Origin of the sequence: Citrobacter europaeus (assembly GCF_037482245.1) — a bacterium.
Classification (GTDB): domain Bacteria; phylum Pseudomonadota; class Gammaproteobacteria; order Enterobacterales; family Enterobacteriaceae; genus Citrobacter; species Citrobacter europaeus.
Map to the genome: position 1 here is coordinate 1,536,428 of NZ_CP148084.1, position 20,682 is coordinate 1,557,109.

Genomic DNA, 20,682 nt, shown 5'->3' on the forward strand with positions numbered 1-20,682 from the left:
GATGGCTCCTGTTTTTTTGCTGCGTCTTTTAATTTAGATCATCAGGGCGAAAGTACCGGCCCAAACGATGACCATAAAAGAAATGCCCATAAAGAAATATTTCACTTTTCATCTCTCCGCGTACCTGAGGTACGTCTAAATGAACATATGCTTACCTGACAGAGAGCTGATGCACGCGTAAACGAAAGGGAGAATTCCCCTTGTTTGCTTGGCTGCATCACCTCAGAATTCTGAGCTTTCATGCTCCAGACGGCGCTAATGTACGCCTAAAAATGAGGCGAGACAAGAGGCATTTTTTTATTTGATTTTAATAACTTACAAGTGTCGTGATTCGGCGACAGTTTAATTTCTGCCGGTAATAAATTGCTATTGAGCGACGTAATGTTTACTCGGAGAATTCTCATATCGCCATGATGTTAATGCGGTTAATTTTTCGCGGAATTAGATAATGAAAAGGTTAAAAATGACCAGATTAATGATGTTAGCACTCGTTCTTGCGCCATTGACGTCGATGGCGGCCTCGCCGTTGGCATTCAATTTCAGTTGCGCAAGTATTGGTGGTGTGAATAGTGATGGTAAAGGCAATGTCTGGATTGATGGCACGAAGGCGACGGTGAAGGCTTTTAATGAAAACTATTGGGAAGCAAGAAGCGGTAACAATACCGTTTCTATCTCCCGCAAAGATGACGGGAATCCGGATATTTCCTGGAGCGGGCCGAATCGAAAGCATGGGGTATGCCTGCCTGAAGACAATATTGACTTTTCCGGGGCAAAAAAACCGACCAGCAACGGGCCTTCTTTTTCCTGCGCTGCGGTAGCAAAAGGCAGTATCGAAGAGGCTATCTGCCAGAGCCCTGCGCTCTCAGCTATGGATATGGCGCTAAATGGGGCCTACAAGCAGGCGCTGGTGAAATCGGGTAATAACCCGACGCTCAAAGCAGAGCAGCGCGGCTGGGTGAAAGGGCGTAATGAGTGCTGGAAAGAGCAGGACAAGCCAGCCTGTATTGCCCGTAACTATAATGAGCGAATGACTGAACTCCAGAACAAGTGGGGCGTTAAGTAATTCAACTGCGGAAAAAAAGAAAGGCCTTACGGCCTTTCTTTTTAGATATATAACGAGGCTTCACCCATCGGGCGAGTTTTGAAGCGGCGGTGGATCCAGAGATACTGCTCGGGTGCGCGCATGATCTCTTTTTCGATAATTTTGTTCATATACGCTGCAGCCTGGCTTTCATCTGTCGGATAACCTTCCATTTGCGGGGTGATGAACAGGCGGTAACCGGAGTTATCTGCTTTTCTCACCATGGTTACCGTCAGCATTGCTGCGCCCGATAACCGTGACAATACGTAAGTGCCGTTAGTGGTCGCAACGTTTTTGACTGCGAAGAACGGGGCGAATGAACTCCCTTTGCGACCATAGTCCTGATCGGGGGCAAACCATACGGCCTCGCCTTTTTTCAGGGCACCGACAATACCACGCAGATTATTTCTGCCGATCATGGCCTTGTTAGAGCGCATACGACCGCGGGTTTGGATCCACTCCATCAACTTATTGTTGTGCGGGCGATAGGTTGCCATCATCGGTTGGCAAAGCCCCATTACGCGACCACCTAACTCGAGCGACATAAAGTGTACGCCTACAACCATCACGCCACGGTTTTGCAATTGGGCGCGTTTCAGGTTGTCGAGCCCTTCTACGTCAAACCATTTACGCACCCGGCGGTCCGGCCAGAACCAGGCCATACCTGTTTCAAGCAGTCCCATGCCGAGTGAACGAAAGTTCTCATCGACCAGCTTGTCTCTTTCATCTTGCGACAGATTCGGGAAACAGAGTTCGAGATTTTTACGTGCAATAGATTCACGGCGTTTCAAAAATGGACGAGCAAGCGTTCCTGTACGGGTGCCAAGAAAACACAATACGGGATAGGGAAGTTGTATCAGTAACCAGAGCACACCAACACCAAACCATGTGAGCCAGTAGCGCGGATGCAAAAACGCGCGTGAAAATTTACATTGGGGGAACATAAGCACCTGTTGTTGATACGAAATAGATGTATCGCGAAGATTCTTTGTCAGTCGCTTTACACTCTGCACTGATCGTTAGGCCGCCATGAACGACATTGGTTCCTGTAAAGAGTGTAAAACTGAGTCAGGACAAAACCACGAGGGGGCATGAATGATCGGACGCACAATGTACACCCGAAGATTAATGTCAGCCAGAAATAATTACTCAATATTCGTAAATGTTTTTAGGGCGATTAAGAACAAAAATTAACCTATATATAATTCGTTGTTTTTATGCAGATTAAATAACAGTCTGTTGAAGAGTTAACAGTACGCAGGCGAATGACATATGTAACTAAGATGTTGCTTAAATTGCATGAAGATAGGAACTATCTTAGAATATAAAGTTAAGGGAGTGTAAGGACTTAGGTTAAGTTTATGGCAGACAGGAGGTATCGCTATGTTCTATTTCTGGATCTTTCTTGCACTGAGCATTTTGTGCGTCAGTTGCTATATTTGGCAGGTTATGGGCGCAGCGGCGTCAATCAGCGCTTTTCTCGGTATGGCCATCCTTACGGCATTAATTTACGTTTTTACTATGCGGTTGACCAATGGTAACGAAATGGTAACCGGATTATTCCTTTTTCTTGCCCCTGCATGCGGTTTGATTATTCGCTTTATGGTGGGCTACGGTAAGCGATAATTAGGAATGTTACTATTAGCAATACATTATCACACAGAGCGACTTATATTTATCTGAGTTATTGAAGTGCCAGCATCGCTGGCACTTTTTTGCGAAACCTACGTCGATTACCGGGCATCTGCCAACTGGAGTGAGGCTTCCTCTTGCTGAGCATTTTTTCGCTGTTGTTCGAGCTCCAGCGCGCCACGATGAGAGAGGTAGCAGAACAGGATGCAGCAGACAATCCCACCCATCAACAGATAGAATCCACCATGCCATCCCATTTTGTCGACCATCACGCCAAACAGACTGGTTCCCAGGGATGCGCCAAAAATGTAGCTCATGAATCCGCGTAACCCGACCGCAGAACCTACCGCGAAACTGGGGACAATTTCCATCGTCTGAACGGACGCGAGGAACTGCGGAACATAAATCAGGCAACCCACGATGGCGGCAAAAATAGTGACCATCACTAACGATTCACTTTTCCAGTAGCCGATCAGGCAGACGAAAATCAGCGCCATACAGATCATAGCCAGCGGCATGCGGCGGCCTTTAAACAGTTTATCAGTGAGCCAACCCGCCAGTAATGTGGATGGAATTGCCGCCCATTCGAAAAACAGGAACGCTACGCTCATTTGTTCTTTCGAGAAATGTTTTTCGGTTAATAAATAAATTGGCAGCCAGCTAATCATGCCAAAACGCACCATATAAACAAAGACGTCTACCAGTGAAACATACCAGGCATTCTTATTGCGCAGGACATAGGTGCAGAAGATCTGGAAGGCGCTCATATTTTCTGGCGCTTCGACAACGTGTCGGGTATTTAATACGACTTTTTCTTCCGGCATCATTTGCTCTAGTGCCGGTAAGCCTTCCTGACGCGGTGAGCCTTTCCCCAGCAGCAGTACAATAAAAGCAAACAGTACGGCAACGCCGGCTGGGACAATATAGCTGGCGCTTTGCCAGTGTTCGCTCCCCAAAATGGCAAAGGCGGCACCAACAATCGGCGCGACAATACCTCCGCCAACGTTATGTGAGATATTCCAGAATGCGCCAACGCGTCCACGCTCTTTACGTGGAAACCAGTTAGCGATGGTAATAAATGAAGGGCCGACGCCCATCCCCTGGAACAAACCGTTGAAAACGACCAGAGCGGCAAAAATCCAGAATCCGGTACTGAACCCCAGGCCTACGTTGACGATAGCACACAGGATCAGGCCGCATGCCATGAAGACTTTTGGGCTGGCCTTATCTGCCAGACTGCTCATTATGCCTTTACTGATCCCATAGGCAATAAGCATGCAACTGCTAAGTAAGCCAATCTGCGTAGCACTGAGATCCAGATGCTCTTTCAGGTATGGAGTTGAGAGCGTGAAGTTATTGCGCACAATATAGTACGCAAGATAGCCAAGAAATACGCTGAGTAATGCCTGCATGCGGTATCGGCTATAAGTAGCCTGGACTTTCTCCGCCGGGACTTTATTTGCCGCTGGCCCTGCCTTAAATATTGATAACATATCATCACCTAAATTTATATTGATGTGAATATCAGGATTTTTCGCAGTGAAGAGTGAAATAGATGGCAGAGAAACTCAAGTTGATGAAATGAGTCACTATTGACACAAATTGTGTGTTGCGTAGCTGATTTTGACTCTTTTTAAATAAAGGATTTTAAAATCTATTCTTTTACGGGAATTTTTATCTTCGGTGTGTGCGGATATTAACAAATTCAGACCGCATTTTCGGGTATTCTTTACTGATGTCGTCACTTTCCGTTTGGTTATTGTACGAATAACCTTATTCTTCTCCCCATGCGGTGATAAACGGGTAAGTTTTGTCTCAATATTATTTTTTGCACATGTTGGTATTTATGAACGGGATCACAAACAGACTTTTGGGTCGGGGGCGCTTTTGGGCGATCTTGCTCTGTTTTATGTCGCTGTCGGTGAGTAGTCTGGCTTTGGGGAAAGAACTGGTGATGGCGACTACTTTTTCCCCAGGGGCAACGGCCTGGATTATCCAGCGCTGGCAGACGGAGCCAGGGTCAGTGATGATTCGCACGTTAAACCGGACCAGCAGTTCACTGGAACAACTGCTTGATACTGCCAATGCGGAAAACGTCGATCTGATTCTGACCTCGTCGCCCATGCTGTTGCAGCATCTTCAGGAGCATCAGAAGCTGGCGCCCTTCGATAATGTACTGCCGGAAAGCCAGCGGCTGGTGCCTGACTCGATTCGTTCTACCTCCGTGGCCGTTGCGATATCTGGTTTTGGTCTGCTAATTAACCGTTCTGCGCTGGCGGCGCGTCATTTGTCGCCTCCTGCTGACTGGGGGGATTTAACGCAACCTAAATATCAGAACGCGTTGTTAATGAGTAGCCCGTCGCGTTCCGATACCAACCACCTGATGGTTGAGTCGCTGCTGCAGCAAAAAGGATGGGAAGAGGGCTGGGCGACGCTGTTGGCCAGTGCCGGTAATCTGGTCACTATTTCATCTCGCAGTTTTGGTGTGGCCGACAAAATTAAGAGCGGTCTGGGCGTGGCGGGGCCGGTCATTGATAACTATGCCAACCTGTTGCTAAACGATCCGCACCTGGCTTTTACCTATTTTCCTCGCTCGGCGGTTTCGCCTACTTATGTTGCCGTTCTTAAGAACAGCCAGCACCCCAATGAAGCGCGTCGATTTATCCGTTATCTGTTAAGCCCTGAAGGGCAGCGGATCCTTGCCGATGCGAACACGGGAAAATATCCGGTTACTCAGCTCGCGCCTGATAACCCACGCGCGGCTCAGCAGGCAATTTTGATGAGCCAGCCAGCGCTTAATTATCGCCTGATCCTTAAGCGACAACAGCTGGTACAGCGGATGTTTGATACCGCGATCAGTTTTCGACTCGCGCAACTGAAAGATGCATGGCGGGCGCTCTACAGTGCCGAAGCGCGCCTGAAACGCCCACTACCCGAAATCAGAGCGCTGCTGACCAGCGTTCCGATAGATGCCAGGAACAGTGAAGATGAGGCCTGGCTTGCGCAATTTGATAATAAAAGCGTGGCCGAACAGCAGATGATGGAGTGGCAGTTGTGGTTTCTTAAAAATCAGCGTCAGGCGATTTCCAAACTGGAAGAGTTAAAATGAAAGGTGGATCGATACTGCAACGCCTGCGTCAGCTCAGCATCAGCAGCAGCCTGCGGGGCGCTTTCCTTACCGGCGCATTACTGACGCTGAGCGTAAGCTGCGTCAGTTTGTACTCCTGGCATGAGCAAAGCTCGCAGATACGTTATTCGCTTGATGATTACTTCCCGCGCGTGCATTCCGCTTTTTTGATTGAAGGGAATCTCAACCTGGTTGTGGATCAACTGAATGAGTTCCTGCTGGCCCCCAACACCACGGTAAGGTTGCAGCTACGCAATCAAATAATCTCCCATCTGGATAAGATTGAGGTGCTGAGCCGGGGCTTGCAACCGACAGAGCAGCAGCAACTGGCAGTGCTTTTGCAAGACAGCCGGGCGCTGATGGCGGAACTGGATCGGGTGCTCTACAACCTGTTCCTTGTACGTGAAAAAGTGAGCGAACTTTCCGCGCGCATAGACTGGCTTCATGATGATTTTACTACCGAGCTGAATTCGCTGGTGCAGGATTTTACCTGGCAGCAGGGGACGTTGCTGGATCAAATCGAGGCCAAAAATGGTGATGCTGCGCTGTATCTCAAACGTGCCAGAGAGGTGCAAAACGAGCAGCAGCAGGTCTACACCCTGGCAAGAATTGAAAATCAGATCGTTGATGATTTACGCGACAGGCTCAATGAACTGAAGTCGGGTAGTGACGACGGCATGTTGGTGGAAAATCACATCCGCTATCTGGAGAACCTGAAAAAAACGGCGGATGAAAATATCCGTACCCTCGATGACTGGCCCAGTACGATAACCCTGCGGCAAACTATCGACGAGCTGCTGGAAATCGGCATGATGAAAAATAAAATGCCCGATACCATGCGCGATTATGTCGCCGCGCAAAAAGCGCTGGTTGATGCCAACCATACCCGAGAGGCAACGCTCGGGCGCTTTCGAACGCTGCTGGAAGCGCAGTTGGGAAGTAGCCATCAGCAAATGCAGATGTTTAACCAGCGGCTGGAACAGATTGTTCGCGTCAGCGGCGGACTTATTTTGCTGGCTACGCTGCTCGCGCTACTTCTTGCCTGGGGGCTTAACCACTACTTCATTCGTTCGCGGCTGGTGAAGCGTTTTACCGCGCTCAACCAGGCCGTGGTGCAAATTGGTCTTGGCAGAACGGATGCTACTATCCCGGTTTATGGGCGCGATGAGCTGGGGCGTATTGCAGGCTTGCTGCGCCATACTCTGGGTCAGTTGAGTGCGCAAAAAAATCAGTTGGAGCAAGAAGTGACGGAGCGTAAGGAGATTGAGTCCGATCTCCGGGCGATGCAGGATGAACTGATCCAGACGGCAAAGCTGGCGGTGGTTGGTCAGACGATGACCACGCTGGCGCATGAAATTAACCAACCGCTAAATGCGCTGTCGATGTACTTGTTTACGGCGGGAAGGGCAATTGAGCAGGACCAATCCGCTCAGGCCAGAAGTACGTTGGCTAAAGCGGAGGGGCTGATTACCCGCATCGATGCCATTATTCGTTCACTGCGTCAGTTTGCGCGTCGGGCCGAACCGGGCGCGCCTTTGCATCCGGTCGACCTACGACAAACGTTCAGCGCTGCCTGGGAACTGTTGGCTATGCGGCATAAGCCGCAGCAGGGCACGCTGACGCTTCCAGACCGGAGCGTGTGGGTGGCAGGTGATGAAGTGCGTATTCAGCAGGTGTTGGTAAACGTCCTGGCAAATGCACTGGATGCATGTCCGACTGCCGCGCACATAGACGTTCACTGGCAGGCTGAGGGCAGCCAGTTGTGCGTCTTTGTCTGTGATAACGGTCCCGGCTGGCCAGAGGCGTTATTGCCATCACTGTTAAAACCGTTTACCACCAGTAAGGATGTGGGTCTCGGTATTGGCTTATCGATTTGTGTATCGTTAATGACGCAAATGGACGGCGAACTGCGCCTGGCCTCGACGCCGGGTCATAATGCCTGCGTCGTTTTGCAATTTAATCTGACGGATGTAAACGATGTTGAGTGATGAATATTCTGTTCTGCTGATTGATGATGATGCCGATGTTCTCGACGCTTACACCCTGTTGCTTGAACAAGAGGGGTATCGTGTCTGCGCATGCAGTAACCCTTATGACGCCCGAAACTGGCTGCAGGCCGACTGGCCGGGAATTGTACTGAGCGACGTGTGCATGCCTGGCTGCAATGGAATTGATTTGATGACGTTGTTTCATCAGGATGATAATCAGCTGCCGATCCTATTGATCACCGGACATGGCGACGTCCCTATGGCGGTAGAGGCCGTGAAGAAAGGCGCATGGGATTTTCTGCAAAAGCCGATCGATCCCGGCAAACTGCTGTCGTTGGTAGAAGATGCGCTGCGCCAAAGAAAATCCGTGATTGCTCGTCGCCACTATTGCCAGCAAAAGCTCCAGGTTGAACTGCTTGGCTACAGTGACTGGGTCAATCAGTATCGCCAGCGCCTCCAGCACCTGGCTGAAACGGACATTGCCGTCTGGTTTTATGGCGAGCCGGGAACGGGGCGTATGACTGGCGCTCGTTATTTACACCAGCTTGGGCGTAATACCGAAGGGCCGTTTATCCGTGGGGAATTGACGTTAGAGAATGCGGGGCAACTGAATGACCTTATTACTCAAGCGCAAGGGGGAACGCTGGTCCTGAGCCATATTGAGTGCCTGACGCGTGAACAACAGCACCATCTGGTACATCTGCAAAGCCAGGAACGGCGTCCGTTTCGCCTGATAGGTATTGGCGCTACATCGCTGGTGGAACTGGCGGCAACCAATCAGATTGTGGCCGAACTCTACTACTGTTTTGCGATGACGCAAATCGGCTGCCAGCCTCTGTCACAGCGCCCGGATGATATTGAGCCGCTGTTTCGACATTATCTGCAGAAAGCCTGTCTGCGCCTGAACCATCCCGTGCCCGAGGTTGAAGGAGATTTACTGAAAGGCATGCGGCGTCGTGTGTGGTTAAGCAATGTCCGTGAACTGGCGAATGCCGCCGAGCTTTTTGCCGTTGGTCTGCTTCCACTGGCTGAAACAGCGAATCCGCAGCTGCATCTGCCCGAACCGACACCGCTTGACCGTCGGGTTGAAGAGTACGAGCGGCAGATCATTACTGAAGCGCTAAATATCCATCAGGGACGTATTAATGAAGTCGCGGAGTATTTACAAATCCCGCGTAAAAAACTCTATTTACGCATGAGAAAATACGGGTTGAGCAAAGAACACTATAAGTTTTAGTGGCCAGGATCGGGGAGGAGGAGACGTTGACAGTATTTCGGTGGCGGCGTTAGCGTTCACCGAAATATGCGATGAAATTCCGGGTGATTATTGGGATGTTTCGCTTACCACATCAGATCATCAGGAATGACAAAATCAGCATACGGATCGTCTTCATCCTTCGCTTCCTGGCTCAGTTCGCAATTAAGCACGATATAGCTTGCATCGCGCTGGGCAATCTTGTCGGCGACGACTGCCGGAATGATGGCGTATTCGCTCTCGCTACCACTTTCAGCCGTCAGACGGGCAATGGCCAGACGGCCCTTGATCAACTGAGACTGGGTCACTTTATCAACATAGACTTTTTTGATCAGATTATTGTCAGTAAAGTTGTAACCAATATCGCCACGGGTAATGGTGATTTTATTCATTTCAATCAGTTGCTTGATCTGCGCTTTATACTCTTTAGACAACGCGGCCTGCTTTTGTTGTTCGCTGAGTTGCTTATCACGCTCGATCTGCGCTTTTTTATTTTCTTCAACCGCTTCTCTGGCTTCACGAGCCTGAACGCGCGATTTCTTCGCCGTTCTCTGCACTTTCGCCATTTTTTTGCTGCTGACCAGACCTGCTTTAAGCATCTGTTCTTGTAGGGTAAGTTTTGTCATTGTCGCTTCTAATCCAAAAAAATCGTTGTAAGGATTATAACCTCAACGTTCGGCGGGATGCCAGATAATGGCCGTGTGACAACAGTTACCTCCAGCAATTGTAACTGTTATGGGGCTGACTCTTTTTTATGAATCGTTTTGATAGTTACCCAATTTCTCAAATTTTAATAATATGCTAAATAAATTGAAAAAATGAGATAAAGATTCAATGAGGCTTTGTGTTACAGATGTTTGTATTGTCGGTTATAATCAAATAGAGTTATTTTGGCAGATATTCAATCTATAAAACAACCACTTGCTTCTTGATAAAATTTAAAGTGCAGCCTCTTAACGCCGATAACCATAATGAAAATATGGACAATGGAGGGGAGTAGCATGTGGTGGGTTTATCGAATGCCGATGAAAATGAAGTTAATAATCGCGCTACAACCATTATTACTGGCGTTATGTTGGTTTGCAGGTTCAGGAATATTGACGCGCATTGAGACAGAACGGCAGATGGAGAATATTGCCCAGCTGACAGCGCTCGCTCGCAGTGCCGGAAATGTGGTGCATGAACTGCAAAAAGAACGGGGAATGAGTGTCGGATTTCTGGGCGCTGCAGGGAAAACGTTCAAAGATGAGTTAAATGCACAACGGGCTTTGACCGATCGCGAGATTGAGGTTTTCGTGCGCTCGTTGTCCGATACTGCATTACCGGAAGGGGATGTTGCTACCTCTGTCGCTGCGTTTAAGAAAAACATTCTTTCGCTTGCCACCATCCGGGAAAATGTCACGCAGTTGGGGCTTCCAGCCGCAGATGTGGTGAAGTTTTACACCAACGTCATTGCTGATGTGCTGAGTTTTGTCGGCAAGTTGGGACAGTTGACGGATTCTGGCGAAATGGCAAACGCATTCGCCGCCTACTACAACCTGCTGAATTTGAAAGAACAAGCAGGTATTGAACGAGCACTGTTATCAAATATTTTTTCCTCCGGTCATTTCGCCGAAGGACAGTTACATCAGCTCAGTGATGTCGTCAGTAAACAGAACGTCTGGCTGGCACAATCGTTGCGCCTGAGCTCGCCGGAACAGGCGGCCATGTTGAAAAATCGCTTACAATCTGCAGAAGCGTCAAAAGCCCTCTCATTTCGTGAAACCGCGTTTAGCCATGCCGCCAACGGTGGATTTGATGTCGATCCAACTGTCTGGTTTAAAGTACAAACCCAGCGTATTGAAGTGATGCGGCAGATAGAAAATGTGACGGCGAATCTTCTGTTGGCGAATGCGGAAAAACTTGCACAGGATGCACGAAAAAACTGGCAAATATATATGGTCGTCAGCTTGTTAGCGCTACTGGCATCATTGACCTTTGCCGGAGCCATCGCAGTCAATATGCATCGCCAATTCAGCGACACGCTGCGCAAGATTGCGGGTATGAATGGCGATCTGACTCAACGTCTGGCGACGCCGGGTAAAGATGAGCTTTCCTCACTTAATCGTGCCTATAACACCATGCTGGAAAGTATTCAGCATATCGTACAGGAGATTAAACAAGGCTCCGTGGTTTTGTCCGATGCCAGCAGCAGTATTACGGCGGGTAATCAGGATCTGGCCCAACGCACGGATGAACAGGCAGCATCAATAGTACAAGCCGTGGCCAGTATGGAGCAGCTATCAACGACGATTACGCAAACGGCGGATAATGCCCGTGAAGCGGAGCATCTGACAATCAGGCTGGAAAAAGAAGTTCGGCAGGCGAGCAACGTTGCCAGTGCGGCGAACCAGAGTATGGGGGATATTCGCGCTTCCAGTGAGAAAATATCGAATATTGTCACCTCAATTGATGATATCTCGTTTCAGACCAATTTGCTGGCGCTGAATGCGGCAGTGGAAGCAGCGCGGGCGGGAGAGATGGGCCGGGGATTTGCGGTTGTGGCCAGTGAAGTGCGGAATCTTTCGCAACGTTGCGCCAAAGAAGCTAACCAGATCCGCGAGCTGGTTGCGCAGAATATGGTCAAAATTAGTGAGGGCGTTGAGCGTGTCACGGCGTCTGCTACCGCGCTGGAAGCGGCGGCGGACAATACCACCAGTATGAAGCAATATATTGCGGATATCGCGCGTGTGGCGACGGAACAGTCGCAAGGGGTAACCCAAATAAACCTGGCGCTGCGACCGATGGAGCAGGTTACTCAGCAAAATGCGGCGCTGGTTTCTCAGGCCGCGAGCGACAGCCAGCGGCTGGACAATCTGTCGGTCACCATGAAGGGGCTGGTCAATCGTTTTGTTGTCTGACATGACGCCGCTGTACCGATCCGGTAAACGCGTCGGATCGGTCAGTTGTCTTCATCTTTGTGTGATGATATGAAGCAAATATTGGGCGGGTTAAGAAAAATTCCTGACATAGCAATCTTGTCGCTGGTAAAGTGAGCAACCGATACCGAGATGTGGCCAGAAGGGAATTCCGTGTGACTGAACGTATTGATTATGAGACTGAAAAATACAGTTTTACTGAGGCGACTGAGAGTTCCCGCCTTAGGGGCCAGTGGGCTGATGTTATTACTGAATGTCGCGAATTGAAGGCGGGGCCGCAAGAACGTCTGCGTATTGCTTTATTGAATGTAGACTATGTGACCAGTTTTGAGCTGCCTTTCCGCTTGTTATTACTGCGTACTCCACAGCTGATTGCCAGCGTGCGTGAAGAGCTGCAGCTTAGTCAGAAAAACGTCATCTTTAACGGCAAACGCTTTGGTTGTGTTTACAGCCTGAAAGCGAATCTCGACGGGATCCCGAATGAATTTCAATACCGTCTGTCGCATCGTATCCGACGCATTGGCCCTGCAGGTTCAAGCGAAGCGCCATATCAGCAGATTGCTAAAGCGGTGAAAGCGCCGCGTGAACGACTGAAGCTGGCTCTGGAATCTGGTCTTGATGTCACGGCTCTGGACGGGCTTTTCTGGTTTGGCAGCCAACGTATAGCTGCTGACGTACTGAGGCTGAGAAAATCGGGGATGCGGATAGCTACAGAGCAGACGATAGTGTCCGACAATCTGACTGCAACAGTGAGGAATGTGCCGTTTTATCGCCAGGCCCTGTGATGAACTGACTGGTAAATGATTGGATTTAAGCAGGAAGCATTAATTTCAGAGTGTCCCCTGCAGGAATCGAACCTGCAACTAGCCCTTAGGAGGGGCTCGTTATATCCATTTAACTAAGGGGACGAAGCGGCACGAGTATAGCGTTTTTTCCTCACAACGGTAAGTCTCAAGCCGCCCGACTGCTCAAACAGTCACCATTTAGTCCTGTTTTTTCTGGTTTTTCTGCTTTTGCTCATCACGCTTTGCTTGCAACCTGGCTTCTTCCTTGCGTTTGTTACTCATATCATTGCGGATCTGCGCATGGCTCATCAGCGCGAAGATAAATGTTCCGCCACAGATATTTCCGGCGAGCGTTGGTAGCGCGAAGGGCCAGAAAAAATCACTCCAGTGCAGCGTGCCATTAAAGACCAGATAGAGAATTTCCACCGAACCGACCACGATGTGCGTGGTATCGCCTAACGCAATCAGCCAGGTCATCAGAATAATGACCACAATTTTTGCTGCCCCGGCAGCAGGAAACATCCACACCATCGTGGCAATTAACCAGCCAGAAATAATCGCGTTAGAAAACATCTCTGTTGGGCTGTTTTTCATCACGTCCATACCGATTTTGACGAAAGCATCGCGGGTCTCTTCATCAAAAATCGGCATATGCTCAAACGCCCATGCTGCAACCCCGGTGCCAATAATATTACCCAGCAGAACCACGCTCCACAGGCGCATCAACAAGCCAAAATTGCCGAGGGTTGGGTTTTGCATCACCGGCAGTACGGCGGTGACGGTATTTTCGGTAAAGAGTTGCTGGCGGGCCATAATGACAATAATAAAGCCGAAGGTATAACCGAGGTTCTCCAGTAAAAATCCCCCTGGTACGCCTTCCAGTTGTACGTGAAAAATCCCTTTAGCCAGTAGCGAGGCGCCCATCGACAGCCCTGCAGCGATGGCTGACCATAATAGCGCCATCGCGTCGCGCTCCATCTCTTTCTCCCCATCCTGGCGGATATGTTCATGGATCGCCATGGCGCGGGAGGGGAGCCTGTCCTCGTCGACCTCAATCTTTTTACCCTCTAACTTTTCATCACTTTCGACCTGAAGCTCGTCGCTGTGCCGATCAATCTTTTCTTTCTCAATGTCATTCATAGCCGAATCCCGAATTAGCACGTATTGCTAAAGCGTAGCGGCTTTTGTCCGAAAATCAGCGGGAGAAAGTCTGAGATAGCAAAAATGGTAACGTTTGTTTTTATCGGGTTAGCTAGAATAGAACCGCCGCGGAGTGCGTATTACCAGGCTATGATCAAATCAGTAAGACAGGGTATATAGACATCATTTGACGTGCTGTTACAATCGCTCACATCTAAACAGGCGGATACGTCCTCGTTCCGTCATGGATGGCAATCAGCGATAGCCATAATACACAGGGAGACACTTATGAAGCTTCGCCTGTCGGCGCTTGCGCTGGGAACCACACTTTTGGTGGGGTGTGCGAGCTCCGGTACTGAACAGCAGGGGCGTTCGGATCCATTTGAAGGGTTCAACCGCACCATGTACAACTTCAACTTTAATGTTTTAGATCCATACGTTGTTCGACCGGTAGCCGTAGCCTGGCGTGATTATGTCCCGCAGCCGGCACGTAATGGTTTAAGTAACTTTACCGGCAACCTTGAAGAGCCGGCCGTCATGGTTAACTACTTCCTGCAAGGTGACCCTTATCAGGGAATGGTGCACTTTACCCGTTTCTTCCTGAATACTCTGTTAGGTATGGGCGGCCTTATTGACGTGGCGGGTATGGCTAATCCGAAGTTACAGCGCGTTGAACCGCACCGTTTTGGTAGTACGTTAGGCCATTATGACGTTGGTTACGGACCGTATATGCAGCTTCCATTCTATGGCAGCTTCACGTTGCGTGATGATGGCGGCGACATGGTGGATACGCTGTATCCGGTACTGTCCTGGCTGACATGGCCGTTGTCGATAGGCAAATGGACGGTTGAAGGGATTGAAACCCGCGCGCAGCTGCTCGATTCCGACGGTCTGCTGCGTCAGTCCTCCGATCCTTACATCATGGTGCGTGAGGCTTACTTCCAGCGTCATGACTTTATTGCGAACGGTGGGAAACTCAAACCAGAAGAAAACCCGAACGCGAAAGACATTCAGGACGATTTGAAAGAGATCGATTCCGAGTAAGGACTGATGAAAATAAAAAGGTGAGCTAAAAAGCCCACCTTTTTTATATCTGAAGAAAATCAGAATGCGTAGTTGAAGTTGGTACCGAACAACCAGGCTTTACCTTCAGAGTCGAAAGTATACGGGCCTTCTTTGACGGTCACTTTCTGACCGTGCATATAAGAGACGCCAACGTCGATGGACGCATCATCATTGAATGCGTAAGTCGTACCCGCACTCAGCCACAGGCGGTCCTGGTCAGGAATGGAGATGGAACGCTTGCTCGCAGGAACCGGGCTATCGTCATAGGCGATACCGGTGCGGAAGGTCCAGCTTTTATCCATGTAATAAGTGGTACCCAGCGCGATGCGGTAAGAATCCTTGAAGCCTTCTTCTTTATAGAACAGCGTCTGTCCGTTGGTGCCGGTTGCTTTCAGCTCCTGGAACTGGCTCCAGCTGGTGTATGCGATGCTGTAGTGAATCGCCCACTGCGGGTCTACACGGTTGTAGCCCGACAGTTCCCACATTTCCGGCAGGTTAAGCGTCAGAGAACCTGGGACTGTGGCATTGGTTGTTCCCCACGGGAACGCCGTGCCTGCGCCAGGTAACGCGTTGGCCTGAGTACGGATACCACTTTTATAATCGCCATCAAAGTCGATTTTGACTTCAGAGCGGTACGTTAAGCCATAACGGTTATTTTTATCCAGCTCATACAAAATACCGGCGTTCCACCCGTAGCCCCATTCATCACCCTTCAGGCTGGCAATTTTCTGGTCCACTTTCGGCAATGCAGCAGTTTGTTCGCCGGAATAACGTTCAATTTTTGCATCGGCGTAAACGGCATTAAAACCAACACCAAAGCTCCAGCTATCATTCAGTCGATAGGCTCCGCTCAGGTTCAGGTTGACCGTTTTAAGGTCGGTTTTACCGCCGTATTCGCCGACGATGTAGCTGTCGTTAAATTCGGTTGCCAGGCCATAGTTTGACGTGACAGAAGCACCCCAACCAAACTGGTCGTTAATAGGCATCACGAAGTGAGCATTGGGAACCCACGCCGTAGGGGCGATGTTGTCCGCATCGGTGCTGCGTCCGGTGTATGGCGATCTACCGGAAATATTAACGTCTGGATCGATATACACCGCACCCGCAGAAAAAGTAGGGCGGTCGAACATCATAATCAGTGCCGGGTTACGACTGGCGTTACCTGCATCATCTGCAATAGCGCCTTCACCCGAATATGCCCGGCCAAGGCCAGAGGAAGAAAATTCGTTTAACTGAAAGCCTGCAGACCAGGCCTGTGTGGAGATAATTGCCACTGCGACTGCGAGAGCAGACTTTGTAAACAGGGTTTTCTGGCTCATGACCATAACCTCATTGATTTATTTTTATACAAACAATGTTACATACCGTAACAGGAGCGCGAAGTGTAGGGTCTGAGGTACGACTTAGAAATCAGACCAGTGCCGAGAGTATAGGTCGGACCAGCTGAAATGTTGCAAGTATGTTTATAAATATTTTCAATTCTGATCTCGGAAACGCGATCCAGCTGGCAAAATTGCGGGTATGCGCACTCACCTGTTTGGGTGATTTTTGTTTTAGATCATTTTTAAGTGTGATTTCGGTCACTTATCTCATTTCATACAATTAACGACTGGAGAGGCGAATAATGGGAGCGTAAAATATCCCCATCGTTTATCTGGCACCTCAGGTGCGAATACAGAGGAAATCTACAATGAGTAAATGCAGTGCTGATGAAACCCCGGTTTGCTGCTGTATGGATGTTGGCACCATCATGGACAACTCCGATTGCACCGCGTCATACAGCCGTGTGTTCGCGAATCGCGCAGAGGCAGAAGAAACGCTGGCTGCTCTGACTGAAAAGGCGCGTGGCGTGGAATCTGAGCCTTGCCAAATCACCTCGACCTTTACTGAAGTGTCTGAAGGTGTGCGTCTGGATATCGACTTTGTTTTTGCCTGTGAAGCTGAAACGCTGATTTTCCAGTTGGGCCTGCGTTAATCCCTTCAAAAAATGCCCTTGCTGCCAGGTAGCAAGGGCTTTTTCGTAACTGTCAGTGATTATTCACTGTGTCTTAGCTCCCACTTTCTTTTCTCTCCGCTTGGCTAAATGTAAAAAATTGGTTAAGACTGTGATCAGGTCAGACCACTTATTTTTATTTTTTACAGGGGAGTGTTATGAGTCAGGCTTTACCGCTGGTTACCCGCCAGGGCGATCGCATCGCCATCGTAAGCGGATTGCGTACGCCATTTGCCCGTCAGGCAACCGCGTTTCATGGCATTCCCGCCGTAGATTTGGGGAAAATGGTTGTTGGCGAACTGTTGGCGCGCAGCGAAATACCCGCAGATGTGATTGAACAACTGGTTTTTGGCCAGGTGGTGCAAATGCCTGAAGCCCCAAATATTGCTCGTGAAATTGTGCTGGGGACCGGGATGAATGTGCACACGGATGCCTACAGCGTAAGCCGGGCCTGTGCCACCAGCTTTCAGGCAGTGGCGAATGTCGCGGAAAGCCTGATGGCGGGGACGATTCGCGCAGGAATTGCCGGCGGTGCGGACTCGTCGTCAGTTCTGCCGATTGGCGTCAGCAAAAAGCTGGCGCGGGTGCTGGTGGATGTCAATAAGGCCCGGACCACCGGTCAGCGTCTTAAACTTTTCTCCCGACTGCGCTTACGTGACCTGATGCCTGTGCCGCCAGCCGTCGCTGAGTATTCTACCGGTTTACGCATGGGGGATACGGCCGAGCAAATGGCCAAAACTTATGGTATTACGCGAGAACAACAGGATGCCCTGGCGCATCGTTCTCATCAGCGTGCCGCTCAGGCGTGGGCTGAAGGAAAACTGGCAGATGAGGTGATGACGACCTACGCACCGCCGTTTAAGGATCCTTTTGCAGAAGATAACAATATTCGCGGCAACTCTACGCTGGCCGATTACGCAAAATTGCGTCCGGCCTTTGACCGCAAGCATGGCACAGTGACCGCGGCGAACAGTACCCCGCTAACTGACGGCGCAGCCGCCGTGATTATGATGACGGAGTCGCGTGCGAAAGAGCTGGGACTGGTGCCGCTGGGATACTTGCGTAGTTTTGCCTTTACCGCCATTGATGTCTGGCAGGACATGCTGCTGGGACCGGCGTGGTCAACGCCGCTTGCTCTGGAAAGAGCGGGTCTGACGATGGCAGATTTAACCCTGATCGATATGCATGAAGCCTTTGCCGCACAAACGCTGGCGAATCTTCAACTGCTGGGCAGCGAACGTTTCGCCCGCGACGTGCTGGGCAGGGCGCATGCCACTGGCGAGGTTGATGACAGCAAATTTAACGTGCTGGGCGGATCGATTGCCTATGGACATCCTTTTGCGGCGACCGGCGCGCGGATGATCACCCAAACCCTCCATGAGTTACGACGTCGTGGCGGCGGTTTTGGTTTAGTGACAGCCTGTGCGGCAGGTGGTTTGGGTGCGGCAATGGTTCTGGAGGCGGAATAATGGAAATGACATCGGCTTTTACGCTAAACGTACGTCTGGATAACGTTGCTGTTGTCACCATTGATGTACCCGGAGAAAAAATGAATACCCTGAAGGCGGAGTTTGCTTCTCAGGTGCGGGCCATTCTGAAACAAATTCGCGATAACAAAGCATTGCGTGGCGTAGTGTTCATTTCGGCTAAACCCGATAACTTCATCGCCGGGGCGGATATCAACATGATCGGTAGCTGTCGCAGCGCACAGGAAGCCGAAACGCTGGCCCGTCAGGGGCAACAGATTATGGCGGAAATTAATGCCTTGCCGATCCCGGTTATCGCCGCGATTCATGGCGCATGCCTCGGCGGTGGCCTGGAAATGGCGCTGGCGTGCCATAACCGTATTTGTACCGATGATGCTAAAACCGTACTGGGTTTGCCCGAAGTGCAGCTTGGTCTGCTGCCTGGCTCCGGCGGTACGCAGCGGCTGCCCCGTCTGATTGGCGTTAGTACCGCGCTGGATATGATCCTCTCCGGAAAACAATTACGCGCAAAACAGGCGCTGAAAGTTGGCTTAGTGGACGAAGTTGTACCGCATACCATTTTACTGGAAGCCGCCGTGGAACTGGCTAAAAAGGACAGTTCCGCTCATCGAACTCTGCCGGTGCGAGAGCGTGTGTTAGCGGGGCCGCTGGGGCGGGCGCTGTTATTCCGCATGGCCAGTAAAAAGACGGCGCAAAAAACGCAAGGTAACTACCCTGCAACAGAACGTATCCTTGAGGTCATCGAAACCGGTCTGGCGCAAGGTAGCAGCAGCGGTTACGACGCAGAAGCCCGCGCGTTTGGTGAACTGGCGATGACATCTCAGTCTCAGGCGCTGCGGCACATCTTTTTTGCCAACACCGATGTGAAAAAGGATCCGGGAAGTGATGCGAAACCCGGCCCGCTTAACAGCGTAGGCATTTTGGGCGGTGGTCTGATGGGCGGCGGTATTGCTTACGTGACGGCCTGTAAAGGCGGCGTACCGGTGCGTATCAAAGACATAAACGCTAAGGGAATCAACCACGCGCTGAAGTACAGCTGGGAACAGCTTGAAACGAAGGTTCGCCGCCGTCATATCAAAGGCAGCGAGCGTGATAAACAGCTGGCGCTGATTTCGGGATCAACCGACTACCGTGGCTTTGCGCATCGCGACCTGATTATTGAAGCCGTTTTTGAAGATCTGGCCTTAAAACAACAGATGGTGGCAGAAGTTGAGCAGAATTGCGCATCTCATACCATTTTTGCCTCAAACACCTCTTCTTTGCCGATTGGCGATATTGCAGCGAACGCTGCCAGGCCTGAACAAGTCATTGGTTTACACTTCTTTAGCCCGGTGGAAAAGATGCCGCTGGTCGAGGTTATCCCGCATGCCACGACCTCTGAGCAGACGATTGCGACAACCGTTAAGTTGGCGAAAAAACAGGGTAAAACACCGATAGTGGTCAGGGATAAGGCTGGATTTTATGTTAACCGCATTTTAGCGCCTTACATCAACGAAGCTATACGTATGCTAACCGAAGGCGAGCGGGTTGAAACCATTGACGCCGCGCTGGTTAAGTTTGGTTTTCCGGTCGGGCCAATCCAACTTTTGGATGAGGTCGGAATTGATACGGGCACTAAAATTATACCAGTGCTTGAGGCTGCATATGGAGAACGTTTTAGCGCGCCTGCAAATGTTGTTGCTTCAATTTTGAATGACGATCGCAAAGGTAGAAAAAATGGTCGGGGTTTCTATCTTTATGGAGTGAAAGGGCGTAAAAGCAAAAAACAGGTCGACCCTGCAATTTATACGCTTATTGGCGTCCAGGGTCAGGGCCGGCTTACCGCCGTGCAGATAGCTGAGCGGTGCGTCATGTTAATGCTCAATGAAGCAGCACGCTGTTTCGACGAGAAGATAGTCCGCAGCGCGCGTGATGGCGACATCGGCGCTGTATTTGGTATTGGTTTTCCGCCATTCCTCGGCGGCCCGTTCCGGTATATGGATTCTCTCGGCGCGGGTGAAGTGGTTGCGACTCTGCAACGGCTGACCACGCAATACGGCTCGCGGTTTACACCGTGTGAGCAGTTATTGCAGATGGCGGAACGCGGTGAAAAATTCTGGAATATTGGGGAAACTGACCTGAATTCATGAGGTCAAACGTAGGATGAATCCGCACTGAATGTATGGGTCTCGCTCAAAATGTAAACAGAGATTGACTATACTTACGTCGTTG

17 protein-coding genes and 1 tRNA gene are annotated in these 20,682 nt (G+C 50.2%); 11 read left to right on the forward strand and 7 right to left on the reverse strand.

The features are described 5' to 3' along the window. Nucleotides 1-33: 33 nt before the first annotated feature. A complete protein-coding gene (gene ypdK, locus WHR59_RS07030; RefSeq protein WP_010723117.1) occupies nucleotides 34-105 on the reverse strand; it encodes a membrane protein YpdK in 72 nt (23 codons plus the stop codon). Nucleotides 106-448: 343 nt separating this feature from the next. On the opposite strand from ypdK, the gene WHR59_RS07035 reads away from it, so the two are divergent. Then, nucleotides 449-1,063, forward strand: coding sequence for a lysozyme inhibitor LprI family protein (locus WHR59_RS07035; RefSeq protein ID WP_181634447.1), 615 nt, complete (start codon nucleotides 449-451; stop codon nucleotides 1,061-1,063). Nucleotides 1,064-1,104: 41 nt separating this feature from the next. Here WHR59_RS07035 and lpxP read toward each other — a convergent pair whose 3' ends face one another. Further along, on the reverse strand, nucleotides 1,105-2,025 hold the full coding sequence (gene lpxP, locus WHR59_RS07040) for a kdo(2)-lipid IV(A) palmitoleoyltransferase (protein WP_043017096.1): 921 nt from the start codon (nucleotides 2,023-2,025) through the stop codon (nucleotides 1,105-1,107). Nucleotides 2,026-2,464: 439 nt separating this feature from the next. Here lpxP and WHR59_RS07045 point away from each other — a divergent pair, with 439 nt between their 5' ends. Next, nucleotides 2,465-2,707, forward strand: coding sequence for a YfdY family protein (locus WHR59_RS07045; RefSeq protein ID WP_043017095.1), 243 nt, complete (start codon nucleotides 2,465-2,467; stop codon nucleotides 2,705-2,707). A gap of 107 nt (nucleotides 2,708-2,814) precedes the next feature. Here the strand turns inward: WHR59_RS07045 and pgtP are convergent, their stop codons facing one another. After that, nucleotides 2,815-4,206, reverse strand: coding sequence for a phosphoglycerate transporter PgtP (gene pgtP / locus WHR59_RS07050; protein ID WP_043017094.1), 1,392 nt, complete (start codon nucleotides 4,204-4,206; stop codon nucleotides 2,815-2,817). 416 nt (nucleotides 4,207-4,622) lie between these two features. Between pgtP and pgtC the strand changes: the two genes are divergently transcribed. From pgtC to pgtA, 3 genes are read left to right on the forward strand one after another with little or no spacing between them, the layout of a single operon-like run. Continuing rightward, a complete protein-coding gene (gene pgtC, locus WHR59_RS07055; RefSeq protein WP_105179668.1) occupies nucleotides 4,623-5,822 on the forward strand; it encodes a phosphoglycerate transport regulator PgtC in 1,200 nt (399 codons plus the stop codon). 11 nt (nucleotides 5,823-5,833) lie between these two features. Beyond that, nucleotides 5,834-7,828: a two-component system sensor histidine kinase PgtB gene (gene pgtB / locus WHR59_RS07060; RefSeq protein ID WP_179947226.1), complete on the forward strand. Its 1,995-nt coding sequence runs from the start codon at nucleotides 5,834-5,836 to the stop codon at nucleotides 7,826-7,828. Further along, entirely contained in the window at nucleotides 7,818-9,065 is a 1,248-nt protein-coding gene (pgtA, locus tag WHR59_RS07065) for a two-component system response regulator PgtA (RefSeq protein WP_047409734.1), read from the forward strand. Before pgtB ends, pgtA begins: the two co-directional genes overlap by 11 nt. Before the next feature lie 104 nt (nucleotides 9,066-9,169). On the opposite strand, the gene WHR59_RS07070 is transcribed toward pgtA, so the two are convergent. Further along, a complete protein-coding gene (locus tag WHR59_RS07070; RefSeq protein ID WP_043017090.1) occupies nucleotides 9,170-9,709 on the reverse strand; it encodes a DUF2058 domain-containing protein in 540 nt (179 codons plus the stop codon). Between the two features lie 375 nt (nucleotides 9,710-10,084). Between WHR59_RS07070 and WHR59_RS07075 the strand changes: the two genes are divergently transcribed. Together WHR59_RS07075 and WHR59_RS07080 are read left to right on the forward strand one after the other, a co-directional pair. Continuing rightward, nucleotides 10,085-11,983 (forward strand): methyl-accepting chemotaxis protein, encoded by a 1,899-nt coding sequence (locus WHR59_RS07075; protein ID WP_047409736.1) that lies wholly within the window; start codon nucleotides 10,085-10,087, stop codon nucleotides 11,981-11,983. Between the two features lie 173 nt (nucleotides 11,984-12,156). Continuing rightward, the gene (locus WHR59_RS07080) at nucleotides 12,157-12,786 is read left to right on the forward strand and encodes a DNA-binding protein (protein ID WP_075145864.1); all 630 of its coding nucleotides are present in this window, start codon (nucleotides 12,157-12,159) and stop codon (nucleotides 12,784-12,786) included. Nucleotides 12,787-12,837: 51 nt separating this feature from the next. On the opposite strand, the gene WHR59_RS07085 is transcribed toward WHR59_RS07080, so the two are convergent. Together WHR59_RS07085 and WHR59_RS07090 are read right to left on the reverse strand one after the other, a co-directional pair. After that, nucleotides 12,838-12,909: transfer RNA gene (locus tag WHR59_RS07085), tRNA-Arg, on the reverse strand. Nucleotides 12,910-12,984: 75 nt separating this feature from the next. After that, nucleotides 12,985-13,926 carry a formate/nitrite transporter family protein gene (locus WHR59_RS07090; RefSeq protein WP_043017087.1) on the reverse strand — a complete coding sequence of 314 codons (942 nt, stop codon included), beginning with the start codon at nucleotides 13,924-13,926 and terminating at the stop codon, nucleotides 12,985-12,987. A 288-nt stretch (nucleotides 13,927-14,214) separates the two neighbouring features. Here WHR59_RS07090 and mlaA point away from each other — a divergent pair, with 288 nt between their 5' ends. Then, nucleotides 14,215-14,970 (forward strand): phospholipid-binding lipoprotein MlaA, encoded by a 756-nt coding sequence (gene mlaA, locus WHR59_RS07095; protein ID WP_043017086.1) that lies wholly within the window; start codon nucleotides 14,215-14,217, stop codon nucleotides 14,968-14,970. Between the two features lie 59 nt (nucleotides 14,971-15,029). Here mlaA and fadL read toward each other — a convergent pair whose 3' ends face one another. Next, on the reverse strand, nucleotides 15,030-16,310 hold the full coding sequence (gene fadL, locus WHR59_RS07100) for a long-chain fatty acid transporter FadL (RefSeq protein WP_043017085.1): 1,281 nt from the start codon (nucleotides 16,308-16,310) through the stop codon (nucleotides 15,030-15,032). A 371-nt stretch (nucleotides 16,311-16,681) separates the two neighbouring features. Between fadL and WHR59_RS07105 the strand changes: the two genes are divergently transcribed. From WHR59_RS07105 to fadJ, 3 genes are all read left to right on the forward strand, one after another. After that, on the forward strand, nucleotides 16,682-16,966 hold the full coding sequence (locus WHR59_RS07105; protein ID WP_003028186.1) for a YfcZ/YiiS family protein: 285 nt from the start codon (nucleotides 16,682-16,684) through the stop codon (nucleotides 16,964-16,966). Nucleotides 16,967-17,142: 176 nt separating this feature from the next. Further along, nucleotides 17,143-18,453: an acetyl-CoA C-acyltransferase FadI gene (fadI, locus tag WHR59_RS07110; protein WP_043017084.1), complete on the forward strand. Its 1,311-nt coding sequence runs from the start codon at nucleotides 17,143-17,145 to the stop codon at nucleotides 18,451-18,453. Further along, on the forward strand, nucleotides 18,453-20,600 hold the full coding sequence (gene fadJ, locus WHR59_RS07115; protein WP_338843760.1) for a fatty acid oxidation complex subunit alpha FadJ: 2,148 nt from the start codon (nucleotides 18,453-18,455) through the stop codon (nucleotides 20,598-20,600). The genes fadI and fadJ overlap by 1 nt, the downstream gene beginning before the upstream one ends. Nucleotides 20,601-20,682 lie beyond the last annotated feature (82 nt).